This window comes from Ketobacter sp. (genome assembly GCF_003671495.1).
Taxonomy (GTDB): domain Bacteria; phylum Pseudomonadota; class Gammaproteobacteria; order Pseudomonadales; family Ketobacteraceae; genus Ketobacter.
Window position 1 is genome coordinate 273,028 of sequence record NZ_RCHN01000013.1, and the last position, 18,524, is coordinate 291,551.

The window sequence follows — 18,524 nt, forward strand, 5'->3', positions numbered from 1 at the left end:
AATTCCTTTTCTTAATACTGGTACCAAAGACGAAGACTGGAATGGGTTTCCACCGGATCGCTGACGAACGAGGCATAGGTATCGCCATCCGCGCTGGGATGCATCACTGCTGACCCATGCTCATCGCTACGACCTTTGGCGTTAATGGCATCAAACCAGGATTGCCATACAGCATAACCGTCACGAATACGGGGCCCAAAGTAGTTCGTTATTTTCTGGTCGGTGGATTGCCAGCTGACGGTGTGAAAACCCAACGCCTGATGCAGGCCATCAAACACATCATCACTTTCGCTGGTCCAGTTGGAGTACCAGTCGCTGACTTCAATGGGGCTCGGCACCACGTAGCAGGATTCGAAGGCAACAAACTCCGCATCCAGATCGCCATAACCGCGATGACTGGAGGAACCCGCCGAGCTCAAGTCGACGGAACCATCCAGCCCCGCGATCAACCAGCGATTACCATGTCCGGCGAAGATCGCGAAGTCCATGGCATCCACCCGATTGTTATTATTCCAGCTCCACTGATGTTGATAAGAATAGTAGTACTGCTGATAGTTGAAGTGCTTCAAGAAGTTGTAGACCACAGTGTCATGGCCTTCGTCCGTTGTTCCAGCGTAACCGCCTTCCTCGCGATCCACTGCCAATGCTGCACCAGAAGACAGGGTGGCTATTGCTGCGAGTACAACAGCCTTGTTCAGTTTATTCATTGAGTTCTCCTTTAGATAAATTCCATGTAACGCAAGCACCCTTAACCTAAATCACAATCTGCATTTCGTTACGCAGCCAATGGTAGAGAACCCGGTTGCTTCCCTCAGTGACTTTTTCACTCCCAATAAGCCGTTTGTTTTACACAAAATTTGTAAAATCACGCATCCCATGCGAACGCGCACAGTTATCGAATAAACTCAAGTGACCTTTGCAGACGGCAAAGCGGAAGCACTGCCAATCCAAGGCAGCCACTATTACTTTCAATACCAAACTATCCTATACTCATGAACCTATACGCATAAGAGGCCGATTGCCTGCAGGAGCCGGTGTGACCACCTTGCCCAACCTACCCGTACCCAAGCACATCCTGTTCGACTGGCATGGCACCCTGGTGGACACCCAGGACGCCATGATCGCGGCGCTGGAAGAAATGCTGCCGCAGATGGAAGACCTGCATTTAATCGAACGTCTGCAGCCGGAAGAAAAGTGCCACACCCAGGACGACGTGAAGCTGGTGCGATACATGCGCCTGTTCCGCCGCCTGCACCCCAAAATTTTGGCGGAGCGGCGGGTGTCGAGAACAGAAATATTCAATGCCATTTTTGGTGCTGACACCGAAGCCAAACACCTGGCACACCGGGCCTATAATCGCTGCTATCGCAACCACTTCGGCAAAGTAAAGCCCTTTCAGAAAGGCGTGCGGGAATATCTTTCGTCATTAAAGCGCCTGGGCATTACAGTAGGCGTGGCCACCAATCGCAGCCGTGAGTTTTTTCAACACGAACTGCGCACGGTGGATGACGGGGCCTGGCCCCGACTGGTGGATCTTTCCATCTGCGCCGATGACGTCACCTATTACAAACCCGATCCCCAGGTGATTCGTTATGCCCTGGCCCAGATCGACACCTATCCACGACCAGAAACCTGGTACATCGGCGACAGTTACCTGGACGTGGTGACCGCGCGGGAAGCCGGTGTCACTGCCCTGTTCTACAACGGCGGCTGCCGCAGCCCGGAGGAACTAGAGGCGCTGTTTGCCGATGACCCGCGCTATACACCGGATGCCATCATCAACAGCCTGGAAGAACTGATGGATCTGCTGGAGGAAGTCCAGCGCAATCATCCCGAGGCCTTTGAAAAAATCGTCAGCAAAGCGCGGCCTCCGGCTTTCCCACCACCGGAGCCACCGCCCCAGCACATCGAACCGGACTGGCACCCCTCGGTGGCACGGCTGACGCCTCCTGCGATCATCCTGTTCGACTGGCACGCCACCCTGGTGGACACCCTGGACGCCATGTATCGGGCGGTGGATGACATGTTGCCGGAGCTGGAGCAGCATGATCTGCTGCATCGCATCGTTGACCCGAAGCAAAGCAAGTCCCCGGACGATGCGAAACTGGTGGAATACGTAAGGGACTTTGCCCAGCTCCACCCCAAGATCAAGGCCGACCGCAAGATCTCCCGCACAGACATTTTCGAAGTGCTGTTCGGTGATGACCAGGAGGCAAAGAAGATTGCCCATAAAATTTTCAACCAGCACTACCGCAATCACTTCGGTACCGTGCTGCCATTTGAACCCAAGGTCCGCAGCGTTTTGTTAAGCCTGAGAGCCCTGGGCATCAGGCTGGGCGTCATTACCAACCGGGATCGGGAATTCTTTGAGCATGAGATTCAGGCGGTGGAGGAAGGCACCTGGGCAAACCTGTTTGACACCATGGTGTGCGGCGACGATACGGTGAACCGCAAACCCCATCCCGATCAGTTGATTGAGTCTGCGGCACAACTGGGGCGCACGCCCGCCACGGACATCTGGTACGTGGGGGACAGCACTACCGACATCATCGCCGCCAAAGTCGGCGGCTTCACCGGAGTGTTTTTCAACGGTGCCCAATGGGATCTGAACTGGCTGCACACCATTTTTCCGGGCAACGAACGTTACCCTTACAAACCGGATGTGGTGGTCAATGATTTCTCGGAGTTCTGGGCCTTGGTGCTGGCCTGTTTGCGCAGCCACACCTGAGTCTGCATCACTGTCTATTCCTACATCATTACGACAGACCGCTGTCACCGCAGGCCACCACCACCTGGTTGCGACCCAGGGCTTTGGCGGTGTACAGATTATTGTCGGCACTCAGCATCAGGGTATCCAGGGACTGACCCAACTCCGGTAACATGGCGCAACAGCCAATGCTCACGGTCACCACACCGGCTGCATGACCGGACGGGTGCGGTATGCCGGCGGATTCCACCCGCCGCCGGATCTGCTCGGCGAGCATGAACAGGTCTGCCTCATCCGCTTCCGGCAACAACACGGCAAACTCCTCACCGCCGATTCTTGCCACCAGATCCGTCGCCCGGTTCAAACCCTGGTCCAAGATGGCCGCCACTTGCTGCAGGCACGCGTCCCCCATCGGGTGACCATAGTGATCATTGAACTGTTTGAAGAAATCCACGTCCACCATCATTACAGAAATCGGACGACCGTGACGGGCACAGCGATACCATTCCTGCTCCAACGCCGATTCAAAACAGCGCCGATTGGGAATTCGCGTCAAGGCATCGGTTTGTGCCTGGGATTCCAACTGCCTGGTTTTCAGTTGCAATGCCAGATGGTTTCGAATCCGGGCCCGCAACGTTCCGAATTGAAAGGGCTTGGTGATGTAATCCAGCGCGCCGAGCTGCAGGCCCCTCTCCTCATCCGTGACATCATCCATACCGGTGAGAAACAACACGCCCACGTCCCGGGTGCGGGGCGACTGCTGCAGTTGGTGGCAGACTTCGTAGCCATTCATGCCCGGCAGCGTCACATCCAGCAGCACCAGATCCGGCACCCACTGTGCCAGGATGGCCAAGGCCTCCTCTCCATTATGGGCCGCCCGCACCGTCACGGTTTCGAAGCTTAGCAACTGCAGCAACAGTTCAACGCAGGCAGGGTCATCGTCCACCACCAGAATTCTGGGTTTTGTCTCCACTGAGTTCATCAGGCATCTCCCGGCTGTCATGCAGAGGCGGAACAGGTGTGTCAATGTCTCTGCTTGCTATTCGCTATTAAATATTCGTGCCAGCTTGTGGAACCCCGTAACAGGCGGGCCAGAGCCGCCTTTTTATTCCCCCCGGAGACATCCGCTTGTAGTTTGGAAAAGGATTTTGTAAATACGGGAAAGGATTATTTGGCAGCCGGACGTTTTTGCAGTTTACGTTGCAGGGTACGGCGATGCATATTCAGTGCGCGGGCGGTGGCCGAGATATTACCGTCATGATCCATGAGGACTTTTTGCAGGTGCTCCCACTCCAACCGCTCCACACTCAGCGGTGTGTCTTCCATGGTGACGGTGGCTGCGTCCCCATCGCTGTCAAACAGGGCCATCACCTCAGTGCTGTTCACCGGCTTGCACAGGTAATTGTCGGCACCCTGCTTGATGGCTTCCACGGCGGTGGCAATACTGGCATAAGCCGTCAGCATCACCACGCGCTGATCGCGCCACTGGCGTTTGATTTCCTGCAGCAATGCCAGACCGCTTTCCCCCGCCAGATTCAGGTCCAGCAACACCAGATCGTAATACTCACGCTGCAAGTGGTCGATTGCATCAACGCCGGTCTCAACCGCGTGCACCTGCAGGCCTTTACGCTGCAGGGAACGGCAGAGCGTCTGCAGGAATACCGGATCGTCATCCACCAACAGCACACTGTAGGCTTGTTGCGCTGCTTGTTGTGCTGCTTGTTGCGATCGTTGCTGCGACGTTGCTTCCAAAGCTCGACCTCAATCTTCGTTTGTTATTGTCGGTTAATCTCAACTGCCCAGCAGCGGCAGATGCACACGGATGATGGTACCCGGTTTCTGACTATCCTGTTCAGTGCTTTGCTCACGGGTGTGCAAACTCAATGTGCCACCCAGACGTTCCACCGTAGCGTGGGACAGAAACAACCCCAAGCCCATGCCATCCTTACGGCTGGACACCACCGGCTGCCCCAATTGTTGTTGGATGCGCTGGGGAATCCCCGGCCCGATGTCTTCGATTTCCAGCCGCAGCTGAGCGCCCTCCACCATCGCTCGCAACACAGGGCAATGATCACCGGCCCGTACCGCATTATCCAACAGGTTGAGCAATGCCTGCTCCAGGGTTCCATCGGCCATGACACTGCCGGCAATATCGGGATTCATCACCTTCAGCGCAAAGCGGGGATGCAGCAGATTGAATTGTTCCCGCACCTGCTGCAACAGCGCCTTCACGGCGATCGGTTGCGGCACATTGTGACGCAAATGCTCTGCCCGCTGCATCATTTCCTGAAGAATGGTCTTGCACAGCTGGATTTGCTGCGCCATCAATTCCCGATCCTGGGCCCACTCCGGCCGCCCCTGCACCAGTTCCCTGAAATCATCCACCAATACCGACAGGGTGGACAGGGGTGTGCCCATCTTGTGGGCGGAACTGGCGGCGAAGGTGGCCAGTGCCACCAGCTGCTCATCCTGCAGCATCTTTTCCCGCTGGCGGGCAATCAGGTGCTGCTGCTGGCGCACCGAACCCGCCAGGGGAATCACCAGCAGGCAGATCAACAGTGCCGAGATGGCAAAGGTCAACCACATACCCAGCAAGTGCAGCTGCATAAACCCCTGGTGATTATCGGCGGTGTGCCCGCCAGCATGATGAACAGGGCCCGGATCAGGCTGCGACAGGGGCTGGTAGTAGTGCGTCAGCAGGGTGTACAGCAAGACCACCACCAGTGCCAGCAGCAGCGTCTGCCAGGGCCGCAAACTCACCGCACTCAACGCCAGGGGCAGCAGCAGAAGGGAAATCACCGGATTGGTGTGACCGCCACTGGCAAACAGATACAGCGCCAGATTGAACATGGAAACCAGCAGGATCACCAGAAAGGCCATCCCGGTGGTGGACTGCAGCTGCGCTGAGAAAAGGGTACACAGCCCGGTCAGCAGCAGCTGCCCCGCCACGGCACTCCAGAGGATGGCAGCAGGCAATTGAAAGCCCTGCAGGCCCATCAGCCACGCCGCCAGGGTCATGATCAGTGTGAGGGCACCGTTATACCACAGCAGGTAACGGGCGCCGCTGCCCGGTAACGGGCTGGTTGGCAGCTGCATCATTTTTCGTTGCTTGCTCCACTAATGGCGCCGGGCTGGAATCCCGTGCTGTAGGGAGTATATCAAGCTGGGCTTAATCCACCACTGGGACCAGGTAGCGAGGATCTTCAATCACGTTGACTTCCACCAGGTTGCCGGCTTTTTTCAGCAATTGCTTGCAGTCAGCGCTCAGGTGCAACAGGTGCAGGGTCTTGCCGGACTTCAGGTAACGCTCCGCCAGGGTGTCGATGGCTTCCAGGCCGGAATGGTCACAGACTTTCGACGCCGCGAAATCAATGATGACGTCGTTCTTATCCTCCGCCACCGAGAACTGGGTAAGGAACGCGGTGGTGGAACCGAAGAACAACGGGCCACTGACCCGATAATACTGGGATGTACCGTGTTCCTCCCGCTGCACCCGGATTTGCTTGGCGTTGTTCCAGGCGAAGACCAGGGCCGACACGATGACCCCCACCACCACAGCCATCGCCAGGTCGGTGACCACGGTCACCGCCGACACCAGCACCAGCACAAAGGCATCGCTGCGGGGAATCTTGTTGATGATGCGGAAGCTGCTCCATTCAAAGGTGCCCAGCACCACCATGAACATCACGCCCACGAGCGCCGCCAGGGGAATTTTCTCGATCCAGGCAGATCCCACCAGAATGAACGCCAGCAGACTGAGGGCAGCCACAATGCCGGACAGGCGACCGCGCCCTCCGGAATTCACGTTAATCATGCTCTGGCCAATCATGGCGCAACCGCCCATGCCACCGAACAGGCCGGTTACGGTATTGGCCAGGCCCTGGCCCACACACTCCCGGTTGCCGTTGCCGTGGGTCTGGGTGATCTCATCCACCAGGCGCAGGGTAAGCAGGGATTCAATCAGGCCGATGGCCGCCAGAATAATGGAATAAGGCAGAATGATGCGCAGGGTTTCCAGGTTGAACGGCACCGTGGGAATATGGAACTGCGGCAGGCCTCCGGCGATACCGGCCACATCCCCCACCACCCGGGTGTCCAGGCCAAAGCCGATCACCAACCCGCTCACCACCAGAATGGCGGCCAGGGACGAGGGAATGGCCCGGGTCAATTTCGGCAGGAAGAAGATAATGCCCATGGTGAGGGCCACCAGCCCCAGCATGCGTGCCAGATCTCCGGTTTCCAGCCAGGCCACGTCCACCACACTGCCCTGCAGGGCCGTACCCTGCAGCCAGCCGGTTTCACCGGCCACCCCGAACTGGCTGAGCTGGGCCAGGAAAATCACAATGGCCAGGCCGTTGACGAACCCCAGCATCACCGGATGCGGCACCATGCGTATGAACTTGCCCAATTTCAGCACGCCGGCGGTCATTTGTAGCAAACCCATCAACACCACGGTGGCGAACAGGTATTCCACCCCGTGCTGCGCCACCAGGGCCACCATCACCACCGCCAGGGCGCCGGTGGCACCGGAAATCATCCCCGGCCGGCCGCCAAATACGGCCGTGATCAAGCCCACCATAAACGCCGCATACAGACCCACCAGCGGTTCCACACCGGCCACAAAGGCAAACGCCACGGCTTCCGGCACCAGCGCCAGGGCGACGGTAAACCCGGACAGCACATCATTTTTCACACTCTGGACAGTGTTTGCCTTCAATTCAAACATAGTGCTCTCTCAACTACAGCTCTCATACTTCGGGAGACAATGGGGCCACGCAATACCCTGTGTATTAACCTGTGCAATTACCAAGCCTACACATGAATTGTTGTTATTCTGGGAGGGTCCGGGTGGGGTGCTCCGGGTGAGGTGGTATGGTTACCACGCAAGGTCGCGCATGGTAACCGCAAGCGAAAATGAAATCAAATTGACAGCCTGGCCGGTTGCGAAACGCTAAAAACCGTAACCGACCTGAAACCAATAGTCACACGCCCCCTGCCGAAAATCGTCACGGTTTTCCGCATCGCCCTGGATCACCAGGTAGTTGTTGCGGGCCGGATCAAAGGGCTCCCAATAGGGCACCCCTTCCCCATTGGGGTTGCCGTTGCGGGCAAAGTTACCCCAGGCCTGCTGGAACAGATCCCTGACCCGGCGGTCGGAGTCGCTGACCAGCGCACTCAGCAGAGGAAATTCAAATAGATAGCCGATATCCGCCGTATGGAATACCCCCAGCTCCGGCGCATTGCGCTTGAAGCCCAGAGACACCACCTCCATCACCACGCTGAATACGTTCTGCTCCAGGGAATACAGCCAAACATTATTGTGGCTACTGTATACCCGGGCCATATTCAGGGTGGGGCACTTCATGATGAGGTCGCCCCGCACCTGGGCGTGGGCGGCGCCCGCGTTGGCGTAGTCCGTCAGGGGATAGCGCTCGGTAATGGCCTGCCCCTGCCCCGGATAACGTTGTTCCATCAGCTCGGCATAACCCTCTGCGTCGTCCGGGTGGGCCAGAAACCCGGCAAACAGGCTGCCTTCATCCAGGTTGGTGCCTAACAGAATGGGAATCTCCCCCTGGCGCTGGGCAACCAGCTCGATGGGGCTAGCGGGGAACAGATCGCCATCCACCACCAGTCCCGGCCGGTACGGCCACTCATCCAGGGTCCAAACGAAGGAGGTGAAGAGATCGTACTTTTTGGCCCGGCGGATGTCCTCGATGGGCAGGTCACGGGCGCACTGCAACGGCTCCGGCGACGCCAGGCAGCCCAACTCCTGCAACAGGTCCTGACCAATCTGCTGGGCCTGTTCCAGGCTCATAATGCCCAGGGTGTCGCAGGCTCCGCTTTGCATGATGGCCTTGTGCAACAGGGGTTCCGGGGATTGGGTCTTGGGTGTGGCCAACAGCGCGCAGGTGTTGGTGGAACCGGCGGACTCACCAAATACCGTCACATTGCCGGGATCACCCCCGAACTGACGGATCTCCGTGTGCACCCACTGCAGGGCCGCCACCAGATCCTTGATGGCCTGGTTGCCGGACAGCGCCTCGCCGCTGCCCAAGGCCGGCAATGCAAAAAAGCCGGAGATCAGCAAACGGTAATTGGCACTCACCACAATCACGTTCTGGGCCTGGGCCAATTTGCGGCCATCGTATTGCAGCTCGTTACTGGAACCCGCCGCCTGGGCACCACCGTGGACCCAGAACATCACCGGATGGGGGCCTTCCCCCTCCGGCACCCAGATGTTCAGGGTCAGACAATCCTCACTGGGGGAAAAGGCCGGAATACCAGTGGCCCACTGGGTACAGGCATGACCTTTGTACTTGGCGTCGCGCACCCCATCCCAGGCTGCTGGTGGTTGCGGATCGGCCCAGCGCAGCTCGCCCAGGGGCGGCGCGGCATAGGGAATCCCCAGGTATTCTTTGACGGTGCCATCCCATTTGCCCTCCACCACACCATAGGAGGTGGCCACCTTCGGATCAGCACCGCACCCGACCAACAGAATGACTGATAAACCCCACAACCAACAGAGTCTGAACTGCACAGGAACCCCCACCCGGTATATCACCGTTCATTATAATGAAGCGGATCATAGCGGGCGCGGGGTGGGGGATATTGTACGAAGGGGCCGAATGCGTTTTGGTTGCTCTTGGGGCCGGTCACCCCAAACGACCGGCCTCACTCAACAAGCGAATGGCGACCGACGCCGCCGCCGTGCGGTTCTCCACACCCAGCTTTTTGAACACCTGCTCCAGGTGTTTGTTTACCGTGCGTGGGCTCATGTCCAGGATCTGGGCAATCTCCCGATTGGTTTTACCGTGGGCAATCCACAGTAACACCTCGGCCTCCCGCTCCGTGAGGGCAAAGGTTTTCTTCAACACATCCTCATCGGAACCGCCGTCTTCTTCAAACAGACGGAACAGATGCTCGTTGGCACTGACCTCCCCCAGATATTTGCACTGCAGTTTTTTCAGCGGCGCATCCAGGGACAGTTTATGACCCTGTTCCGGCGTGCGATCCAGCCACGAGCGCAACAACGGCGCCAGCATGGTTTCCAGCCACTTGCTGTCCGCCAGGGCCGCTTCGAACAGGGCAAACACCTGGGGCGTGGCCCACAACATCTGCCCCACGGAGTCCGTGGTGAAAATATTCTGCCCGGCATTATCCAGCGCCACCCGCGCGCTTTGGGTCATGCGGGCATTGGCCAGGTGCACCCGCATGCGGGCCACCAGCTCCTGAGGATTAATGGGTTTGGAAATATAATCCACGCCGCCGGCTTCCAGCCCCATCACAATGTGCTCCGTATCGCTGAGCCCGGTCATGAAAATAATCGGCGTGTTTTTCAGGCCCGCATTCTGTTTCATGCGGCGGCAGGTTTCAAAGCCGTCGATGTTGGGCATGATGGCATCCAGCAGAATGATATCCGGCGTCATCTTGCTGGCAATGTTGATGGCCTGCTCGCCGTCCAGTGCAATCAGCACCGTCAGCCCTTCTTCATCCAATGCCTGGCTTAACATGCCCAATGTTTCTGCGGAATCATCCACCACCAACACCACATCGGATTTACGGTCTTCGGCCATCATGCTGATTTCACCTGGTCTAAATTCAGAATACTATCCATCCTTACCTGCTGGATGGCAGCTTCCAAATACTTCAGGAAAGCTGCACTGGTGGTTTTATCCTGTTTCAACTCATCCAGTTTTTTGCGCAAGCCCTGCAGATGGCCGATTTCCGCCATGATCTGCAATTGTGCAATCACGTCGGCGGCCGGCAAATCCTGCTGCTGCAACGGTTGCGGCATCATTGTCCTGGGCATCTTGATTTCATTCTCATAAATCCAATCCAGTTCCAGCAATCCCGCCAGGCGTTCCAGCAGGGAATGCACCCGCACCGGCTTGATCAGGTAATCGTTATGGGGCTTGGGTTCCCCATCTTCCTGCTGACCTTCGCGGGCATCGGCCGAGATCATCACAATGGGCACCCTCTCCCCCTGCTCCCGTAACCGGCAGGCCAGCTGCAGGCCGTTGATGCCCGGCATATTCATATCCAGCAGATAAATATCCGGCTTCCAGTGTTCCACCAGGGCCAGGCACTCTTCTGCATCCTGGGCCTCCGCCACAACGAAGCCAATGGGCTCCAGTATGGTGTTAATCAATGTACGATGGGTGGCATCGTCATCCACCACCAACACTTTTTTGCGCAGCCCCACATAGCCACGAATCCGTTGTTCCAGCGCCGGCGCCACCGTAGGCTTGGCAATGCTGGACAACATCAGGGCCACAGTAAAACGACTGCCCACTCCCGGTTCGCTTTGCAGTGAAATATCCCCCCCCATGATGTCCGTCAGCAGGCGGGTGATGGTGAGGCCCAGCCCGGTGCCAGGGGTGGGGGCCATGCCCGGCTCGCGAATCCGCTCAAAGGGCCTGAAAATCTTTTCCACATTATCAGGGCTGATGCCCACACCGGAATCCTGCACCGCAAATTCCGCTACCTGATTGCGGTAGCGTACTTCCAGGGTCACCTTGCCCACCTGGGTAAACTTGATGGCGTTGGACAATAGATTGATCAGGATCTGGCGCAGGCGTTTTTCATCGGTGGCCACGTATTCCGGCAGCCGCCCGCGACAAATATACTCAAACTCAATGCCTTTGGCCTGGGCCTGCAGCCGGAACATATTCACCAACTGATCCATCAGTTTGGCAAAGCGCACTTCATTGCGATGCAGATCCAGGCGCCCGGCTTCAATTTTGGAAATATCCAACAGGCCTTCAATCAGATCGGAAAGATGTTCACTGCTGCGCAGGATGACGCCGATGGCTTCGCGCCGGGATTCCGGAATGGAGCGGTCTTTTTCCAGCAATTGGGCATAACCCATGACGGAGTTCAGCGGCGAACGCAATTCATGACTGATGCCGGTGAGGTAACGACTCTTGGCTTTGTTGGCCGCTTCCGCCAGCTCCTTGGCCTTTTGCAATTGCAGGTCAGTCTGTTCGTGGGCCAGGATTTCCTGTTCCAGCAATTCGGTTTGGCGTTCCGTTTCCTCCTGCGCCACGAGGCGGCTTTCATGGGCCAATACAAACAGCCAGCAGGCTACCCCCACCACGATCAGCAGAATGAAAAATTCCTTCCATAACAGATTGCCAATGGCCTCGCGCAGTGCCTGTTCCGGTACCGGCACTTCGAAATACACCATGGTGAGCACCAGGGCGATGAACAGGGAACACAACGACATCAGTGCCATGAAATGGCCGAAGCGGGAGTTCATACGCAGCACAATGCGCTCCGGCAGAAACTTGGCCAGCAGGTGCAGCATCTGCTCTGACATACGGGCGTGGGGCTTGCAGCGATCCTGGCAGCGGGCATCCAGGGAACAGCACAGGGAGCAGATGTGCCCGCCATAGGCCGGGCACTGGGCGATGTCTTCCGCTTCAAACCGGTGCTCGCAGATGCAACAGGTCGCCATGCCATCATCGGTGGCGATGCGCGCCGGGTCACGGGCAATGTAGTAACGGCCGCCAGTGGCCCAGGCAATCAAGGGGGCAAACACCAACGACGACGCCAGGGTCAGAAACGGCGCCAGGGCCTGGCTCACCTCACCGTAGGTGCCCATGTGGGCGCTGATGCCCACCAGGGTCGCCAGTACCATGGAGCCTACCCCCACAGGATTGATATCGTATAAATAAGCGCGTTTGAACTCGATGGTTTTGGGGCTCAGCCCCAGGGGTTTGTTGATGATCAGATCGGCCACCAGAGATCCCACCCAGGCCACTGCCACGATGGCATAAACACCGAGGATTTCCTCCAGCGCTTTATAGATTCCCAACTCCATCAATAACAGCGCAATCACCACGTTGAAGATCAGCCACACCACCCGGCCGGGATGGTTGTGGGTCAAGCGCGAAAAGAAATTGGACCAGGCAATGGAGCCGGCGTAGGAATTGGTGACGTTGATCTTGAGCTGCGACAGAATCACAAAGATCCCCGCCACCGCCAACGCGATCTGCGGCGACTGGGTCAGGTAACCGAAGGCCACCCGGTACATGGTGGTGGGGTCCGAGGCATCCTCAATGCCCACGCCATGACTCAAGGCCAGCACCGCCAGAAATGATCCGGCGAAGATCTTCAACACACCGGCCCAGATCCAACCGGGCCCCGCCACCAGCATGGCGAACCACCAGCGGACCGGCGACACCTTTTCCCGTGGCGGCAGAAAGCGCAGAAAATCCACCTGTTCCCCAATCTGGGCAATCAGGGAAAATATCACCGACGCCGCGGCACCGAACAACAGAATATTGAAGCCTGCGTGGTCCTGCTGCTCTGTGCCCACGAACTGGGTCCAGTCTTCCACCGAGGCCACATCATTCCAGGCAATATAAATAAACGGCAACAACTGCAGACACACCCACACCGGTTGCGACCACAATTGAAAACGACTGATGAGGGTGATGCCGTGGGTCACCAGGGGGATCACGATGAGAGAGCTGACGAGATAACCAATGGATAACGGGATCTGAAACAACTGGTCCAACGCCATCGCCATGATGGCCGCTTCCAGGGCAAAAAAGATGAATGTAAAGGTAGCGTAGATTAAGGAGGTGATGGTGGAGCCGATGTAGCCGAATCCTGCACCACGAGTGAGCAAATCGATATCTATGCCATATTTTGAAGCATAGTAGCCGATGGGCAGACCGGTGATGAAGATGATTAACCCCACCGCCATGATGGCCATTGCGGCATTATTGAAACCGTAGCTGAGGGTAATGGCGCCGCCGATGGCTTCCAGCGCCAGAAAGGAGATCGCCCCTAGCGCGGTATTGCTGACCCGGGCCGCAGACCAGCGGCGGGCGCTTTTGGCGGTGAAGCGTAACGCGTAATCTTCCAGGGTTTCATTGGCTACCCACTGATTGTAGTTGCGTCGAACGCGAAAAATTCTTTGCCTTGCCGCCATAACCTCTTGCTCACACCGAATCCTCTGTCTGCCCACAGCGCACCAGACGATCCAAAGCCGGCGGATAACTGTGAGATGGGGCCCGTGTATCGGACTTCCCCCAGTCACATCCTGAATGACCTGGATTGGGTATCAGAGCAAGTTGCATACCAAACGAAACCATTATGTTTAACCCACGGCGCGTCAGCGCGCGCTGCACTGCACCCGGCCCGCCACCAGATTGGCCACGAACCACTGTGGCACTTGCGCCCCTGCGCCCTTCAGCTCCCCCGTCAGGGCACCGGAATCCAACAGCGCGGCGGATAACGGCACCAGCAACCGATCCCGCACACTGCGGCGCAAGGCCCGTGCGCCATAGTGTTCATCAAACCCTTCTGCGGCAATGTGCTCAATCACCGCGTCGGACACCTGCAGCTGAATCTGCTTTTTCATCAGCTGTTGATTGATGCGCTCCACCTCCAACAGCACAATGCGGGACACTTGGTTGGCACCAATCCCGTCGAACAGTTCGATGCAATCAATCCGGTTGAGAAATTCCGGGTCAAAGTGCGCCCGCAACGCGGCTTCAAAATGGGTGCTGCGGCGGCTGGCATGGGATCGTCTAAAACGTTTTAGATTAAAACGCCCATGCCACCATCGGCGGTGCTGGAGCCGACGCCAGGATTCCGCTCCCAGATTGCTGGTCATGAACACCAGGCAATTGGTGAAGGACAGCTCGCGGGTGCCGGAGGCCAGGCGCAGGTGCCCGCTGTCGAAGACATTCATCAGACTGCGCACTACGTCCTGGCTGGCCTTCTCCACCTCATCGAACAACACAATGCCGGGGCGGCTGGCGCTGCCCAGAATCGCCGCCTCGTCCAGCAGCGTGGTGTTCTCTTTGCTCCCCACATATCCCGGCGGGGCACCGGTGATGGCGGCACTGTAATGGCTTTGCGACAGCGTGTTCATGTCGATTCGACAGAACGCCCCGGCATCTCCGTGGATCGCTTCCGCCAGCAGGCGCACGGTTTCGGTTTTGCCGACACCGGTATCCCCCAGCAACAGCATCACCAGCAGCGGTCGGCGGGGCTCGGTCAGACCGGCCTTGATCACCTTCAACTGCTGGCAGAGGGATTCCAGTACATGATCCTGCCCCACGATGCGCGCCCGCAGGCGCTCTGCGATCCCGTCAGCATCAAACAGGTACCGGGAGCGCACCGTCCCCACCGGGCTGACCTGGTTTGCTGCGGCAGCCGCCCGGTTTTGCTGTTGATTGTGCGCCAGCACATCATTGATGAAGGGCATACTTCAGCAGCCTTGCCTAAGCGGTGTTTTCCTTTTCGGAACCGGGCAACTCATACACCGGGCAATCCGCCACCCCGACGGTGGAGCGAGTAATCGCTTCCACGTCCTGCTGCGCTTTCTCAGCATCCATGACCCAGGTGCGGTAAAACTCGAAGGGGCAGTCCGCCACCCCTTTATTGCCGTCCCCGGAGTTGTACACACCGGTGTATCCGCGATGCAGCAGTTTGAACAAGTGGTTTTGTGACTGATCGTTGGCGCGGGCGTCACGGATCTGCGACACCGACAGCTGCGCATACTGCACGCCCATGTCCTCCTCCCCGCATTCCCCCAGGGTGCGGCCGTCGAAACCGATAATGGCGGAATGGCCGAAATAGGAATACACCCCGTCGAACCCGGTGGCGTTGGCCACAGCCACATAACTGTTGTTGGCCCAGGCCATGGTTTTGGCCATCATCACCTGCTGTTCTTTGGCGGGATACATATACCCCTGACAGCGGATGATCAACTCCGCCCCCCGCATGGCACAATCCCGCCAGATTTCCGGATAGTTGCCGTCGTCGCAGATGATCATGCTGATCTTCAGGCCCTTGGGCCCTTCCGTTACATAGGTGCGGTCCCCCGGGTACCAGCCCTCAATGGGGCACCAGGGAATGCATTTGCGATACTTCTGCACGATTTCACCCTGATTGTTGATCAGCACCAGGGTGTTATAAGGGGACTTCTTGGGGTGTTCCTCGTGTTGTTCACCGGTCAGCGAGAACACGCCCCAGGTGTTGGCCTGGCGGCAGGCGGCCGAAAAAATCTCGGTCTCATCCCCCGGCACGGTGGCAGCGGTGGCCATCATCTCGTCGGCGTCGTACATGATGCCCATGGTGCTGTATTCCGGGAAGATCACCAGATCCATGCCGGGCAGGCCCTGCTTCATACCCACGATCATATCGGCAATCTTGCGGGCGTTATCCAATACTTCCGCCTTGGTATGCAGGCGGGGCATTTTGTAATTCACCACCGCCACGCCCACGGTATCCGGGCTGCTGGATATGTCACCGTGTCTCATATTGGCTACTCCTCTGTTCGTCATGACTGCTGCGAATGAAACTGGCAAAACACTACTGCAGGCCCTTGTTGACTGCCTATGCGTCAAATGACGTAGGGGCTTGGGTCATTCGGCGAATGTTCCCCCCCATTGGAAATCGCAATACTGCAACCCCATGACACGATGCCTTGCGCCTGTGCGCTGCCGACGGGCATTTGAGTGTCTTTTTTGGGTCGTAAATCAAAAGAGGTCGAACCATGTTGTCCAAAACCCTTAGCTCCAAGTTGAAAAAGACCGCGCTGGCACTCTCCGCCAGTTTGCTTATGGCACCCGCCATCACCCAGGCGGATTCCGTGAACACCACCGGACTGGCTGTCACTGATGACACGGTTACTGTAGGCATCCTGCACTCAGTCACCGGTACCATGGCCATCAGTGAAACCGGTTCCGTGCAAGCGGAAAAACTGGCCATCGAGCAGATCAACGCCATGGGGGGCGTGCTGGGTCGCAAGATCGAGGTTATCCAGGAAGACGGTGCCAGTGACTGGCCCACCTTTGCAGAGAAATCCAAAAAGCTGTTGGTGAACGATAAAGTGGCGGCCGTATTCGGTTGCTGGACGTCCGCTTCCCGGAAAGCCGCTTTGCCGGTATTCGAGCAGTACAACGGTATGCTCTACTACCCAACGTTCTATGAAGGCCTGGAACAGTCACCCAACGTAATCTACACCGGCCAGGAAGCCACCCAGCAGATCCTCGAAGGTCTGGATTGGGCATCGGAAACCAAAGGGGCGAAGAAATTCTACCTGCTGGGCTCCGACTATATCTGGCCCCGAACCTCCAACAAGATCGCCCGCAAACACATCGAAAACGTGTTGAAGGCACAGGTCGTGGGTGAAGAGTACTATCCCCTGGGCCACACCCAGTTCAACTCTGTGATCAACAAGATCAAGCTGAAGAAGCCTGATGTCGTGTTCATCTCCGTGGTGGGTGGTTCCAACGTGGCGTTCTACAAGCAGCTGAAAGCCGCTGGTATCGACATGACCAAAGAGAAGCCGCTGTTCCTGACCATCTCTGTAACCGAGGACGAAATCCTGGGTATCGGTGGCGAGAACATCGAAGGTATCTACGCCTCCATGAAGTACTTCCAGTCACTGCCCAACGACAACAACAAAGCCTTTGTTGAAGCGTTCAAGAAAAAATGGGGCAAAGACATCGTAATCGGTGACGTAACCCAGGCTGCCTACCTCGGCCCCTGGCTGTGGAAAGCCGCGGTGGAAAAAGCCGGCTCCTTCGACGTGGACAAGGTGCGTGAAGCCTCACCGGGCATTGAGTTGACCACCGCTCCTGAAGGCTACGTCAAGATCCATAAAAACCACCACCTGTGGTCCAAGACCCGCATCGGTGTGGCCATGCCCGATGGCCAGTACAAAGTGGTGTATGAAAGTGACGACCTGATCGAACCCGATCCATTCCCCGAAGGTTATCAATAAGGCAACTCGCGGTGGCGCCCTTAACGGCGCCACCTGCCCTGCTCCATCTCTTGGTAGTAATTTCTGGAGGCTGCTATGTTTGCCGAATACACCGCGTCAGAGCTGACGTCCATCTTCGCCATGCAAGGGTTTGCTGGTCTGATTCTGTTCTCAGTGTTTGTGCTGATGGCACTGGGACTTGCGATCATTTTCGGTCAAATGGGAGTGATCAATATGGCGCACGGAGAATTCATGATTCTCGGTGCCTACATTACCTACTTAACATCCAACCTGTTTTCTGAGTACGCGCAGAATCTGTTTTCAGGGTACTTCTTCATTGCCATGCTCCTGGCCTTCCTGGTCACCTTTGCCCTCGGGGCGTTTGTGGAATGGGCCATGATCCGGCATCTCTACAAGCGCCCTCTGGACACTCTGTTGGCTACCTGGGGCTTAAGCCTCATTCTGCAACAGCTGTATCGTACGGTATTCGGCCCCCGCGAAGTGGGTGTGACACTGCCTGACTGGTTGATGGGTTCCTACCCCCTCACCGACATGATTGAAATTCCCATCAACGGCATCTTCGTTATGTGCATCACCGTGGTGATCTCCGTTGGCGTGTATTTCTGGATGTTCAAATCCCGTTGGGGTGGCCAGGTTCGTGCGGTGGTACAGAACCGTGAGATGGCCGGTGCAGTGGGCATAAACACCGAAAAAGTCGACCGCATCACGTTCGCTCTGGGTTGCGGTATTGCCGGGATTGCCGGTAGCGCGTTCACCATGGTCGGTTCCACTGGCCCCACGTCCGGACAGCTCTACATTGTAGACACCTTCCTGGTGGTTGTGTTCGGTGGCGCATCCAGTCTGCTGGGTACCATCGCCTCCGCGTTCACCATTTCCCAGGCCCAGTCCACCATGGAATTCTTCTTAAGCGGTTCCATGGCTAAAGTACTTACCCTGCTCGTTGTGGTCGGCATCCTGATGCTGCGCCCACAGGGTCTGTTCTCACTCAAGATCCGTAAGTAACAGGAGCAGATTATGTCCTACGGTTTGCGTTCGTTTCTGCCCAAGAATGACATGATCAACATA

The 18,524-nt window shown here is 57.3% G+C and carries 13 protein-coding genes; 3 read left to right on the top strand and 10 right to left on the bottom strand.

Annotation, left to right across the window (positions count from 1 at the left end; all coding sequences use genetic code 11):
- Positions 1 to 11: 11 nt before the first annotated feature.
- Entirely contained in the window at positions 12 to 707 is a 696-nt protein-coding gene (locus D9N14_RS06085) for a DUF6345 domain-containing protein (RefSeq protein ID WP_290578022.1), read from the bottom strand.
- A gap of 329 nt (positions 708 to 1,036) precedes the next feature.
- Between D9N14_RS06085 and D9N14_RS06090 the strand changes: the two genes are divergently transcribed.
- Positions 1,037 to 2,728, top strand: coding sequence for an HAD family hydrolase (locus D9N14_RS06090; RefSeq protein WP_290578024.1), 1,692 nt, complete (start codon positions 1,037 to 1,039; stop codon positions 2,726 to 2,728).
- A 28-nt stretch (positions 2,729 to 2,756) separates the two neighbouring features.
- Here the strand turns inward: D9N14_RS06090 and D9N14_RS06095 are convergent, their stop codons facing one another.
- From D9N14_RS06095 to D9N14_RS06135, 9 genes are all read right to left on the bottom strand, one after another.
- Positions 2,757 to 3,689 (bottom strand): GGDEF domain-containing protein, encoded by a 933-nt coding sequence (locus tag D9N14_RS06095; protein ID WP_290578026.1) that lies wholly within the window; start codon positions 3,687 to 3,689, stop codon positions 2,757 to 2,759.
- 185 nt (positions 3,690 to 3,874) lie between these two features.
- Positions 3,875 to 4,459 carry a response regulator transcription factor gene (locus D9N14_RS06100; RefSeq protein WP_290578028.1) on the bottom strand — a complete coding sequence of 195 codons (585 nt, stop codon included), beginning with the start codon at positions 4,457 to 4,459 and terminating at the stop codon, positions 3,875 to 3,877.
- Between the two features lie 39 nt (positions 4,460 to 4,498).
- Positions 4,499 to 5,806 carry a sensor histidine kinase gene (locus tag D9N14_RS06105; protein WP_290578031.1) on the bottom strand — a complete coding sequence of 436 codons (1,308 nt, stop codon included), beginning with the start codon at positions 5,804 to 5,806 and terminating at the stop codon, positions 4,499 to 4,501.
- A gap of 70 nt (positions 5,807 to 5,876) precedes the next feature.
- On the bottom strand, positions 5,877 to 7,433 hold the full coding sequence (locus tag D9N14_RS06110) for a SulP family inorganic anion transporter (protein ID WP_290578033.1): 1,557 nt from the start codon (positions 7,431 to 7,433) through the stop codon (positions 5,877 to 5,879).
- A 225-nt stretch (positions 7,434 to 7,658) separates the two neighbouring features.
- Positions 7,659 to 9,173 carry a carboxylesterase/lipase family protein gene (locus D9N14_RS06115; protein ID WP_290578035.1) on the bottom strand — a complete coding sequence of 505 codons (1,515 nt, stop codon included), beginning with the start codon at positions 9,171 to 9,173 and terminating at the stop codon, positions 7,659 to 7,661.
- A gap of 187 nt (positions 9,174 to 9,360) precedes the next feature.
- On the bottom strand, positions 9,361 to 10,284 hold the full coding sequence (locus D9N14_RS06120; RefSeq protein WP_290578037.1) for a DNA-binding response regulator: 924 nt from the start codon (positions 10,282 to 10,284) through the stop codon (positions 9,361 to 9,363).
- Positions 10,281 to 13,649 carry an ATP-binding protein gene (locus D9N14_RS06125; RefSeq protein WP_290578039.1) on the bottom strand — a complete coding sequence of 1,123 codons (3,369 nt, stop codon included), beginning with the start codon at positions 13,647 to 13,649 and terminating at the stop codon, positions 10,281 to 10,283. The genes D9N14_RS06120 and D9N14_RS06125 overlap by 4 nt, the downstream gene beginning before the upstream one ends.
- A 183-nt stretch (positions 13,650 to 13,832) precedes the next feature.
- Entirely contained in the window at positions 13,833 to 14,933 is a 1,101-nt protein-coding gene (locus D9N14_RS06130) for an AAA family ATPase (RefSeq protein ID WP_290578041.1), read from the bottom strand.
- Positions 14,934 to 14,949: 16 nt separating this feature from the next.
- Positions 14,950 to 15,990 carry an aliphatic amidase gene (locus D9N14_RS06135; protein WP_290578043.1) on the bottom strand — a complete coding sequence of 347 codons (1,041 nt, stop codon included), beginning with the start codon at positions 15,988 to 15,990 and terminating at the stop codon, positions 14,950 to 14,952.
- A gap of 236 nt (positions 15,991 to 16,226) precedes the next feature.
- On the opposite strand from D9N14_RS06135, the gene urtA reads away from it, so the two are divergent.
- Together urtA and urtB are read left to right on the top strand one after the other, a co-directional pair.
- Positions 16,227 to 17,459, top strand: a complete 1,233-nt coding sequence (gene urtA / locus D9N14_RS06140; protein ID WP_317622579.1) for an urea ABC transporter substrate-binding protein — start codon at positions 16,227 to 16,229, stop codon at positions 17,457 to 17,459.
- Positions 17,460 to 17,534: 75 nt separating this feature from the next.
- Positions 17,535 to 18,461, top strand: a complete 927-nt coding sequence (urtB, locus tag D9N14_RS06145; protein WP_290578045.1) for an urea ABC transporter permease subunit UrtB — start codon at positions 17,535 to 17,537, stop codon at positions 18,459 to 18,461.
- Positions 18,462 to 18,524 lie beyond the last annotated feature (63 nt).

Coding starts and splice junctions, on each gene's coding strand:
- D9N14_RS06125 (WP_290578039.1), bottom strand. CDS start 13,649: ATGGCGGCAAGGCAAAGAATTTTTCGCGTTCGACGCAACTACAATCAG.
- D9N14_RS06095 (WP_290578026.1), bottom strand. CDS start 3,689: ATGAACTCAGTGGAGACAAAACCCAGAATTCTGGTGGTGGACGATGAC.
- D9N14_RS06130 (WP_290578041.1), bottom strand. CDS start 14,933: ATGCCCTTCATCAATGATGTGCTGGCGCACAATCAACAGCAAAACCGG.
- D9N14_RS06135 (WP_290578043.1), bottom strand. CDS start 15,990: ATGAGACACGGTGACATATCCAGCAGCCCGGATACCGTGGGCGTGGCG.
- D9N14_RS06120 (WP_290578037.1), bottom strand. CDS start 10,284: ATGATGGCCGAAGACCGTAAATCCGATGTGGTGTTGGTGGTGGATGAT.
- D9N14_RS06085 (WP_290578022.1), bottom strand. CDS start 707: ATGAATAAACTGAACAAGGCTGTTGTACTCGCAGCAATAGCCACCCTG.
- D9N14_RS06110 (WP_290578033.1), bottom strand. CDS start 7,433: ATGTTTGAATTGAAGGCAAACACTGTCCAGAGTGTGAAAAATGATGTG.
- D9N14_RS06105 (WP_290578031.1), bottom strand. CDS start 5,806: ATGATGCAGCTGCCAACCAGCCCGTTACCGGGCAGCGGCGCCCGTTAC.
- urtB (WP_290578045.1), top strand. CDS start 17,535: ATGTTTGCCGAATACACCGCGTCAGAGCTGACGTCCATCTTCGCCATG.
- urtA (WP_317622579.1), top strand. CDS start 16,227: ATGTTGTCCAAAACCCTTAGCTCCAAGTTGAAAAAGACCGCGCTGGCA.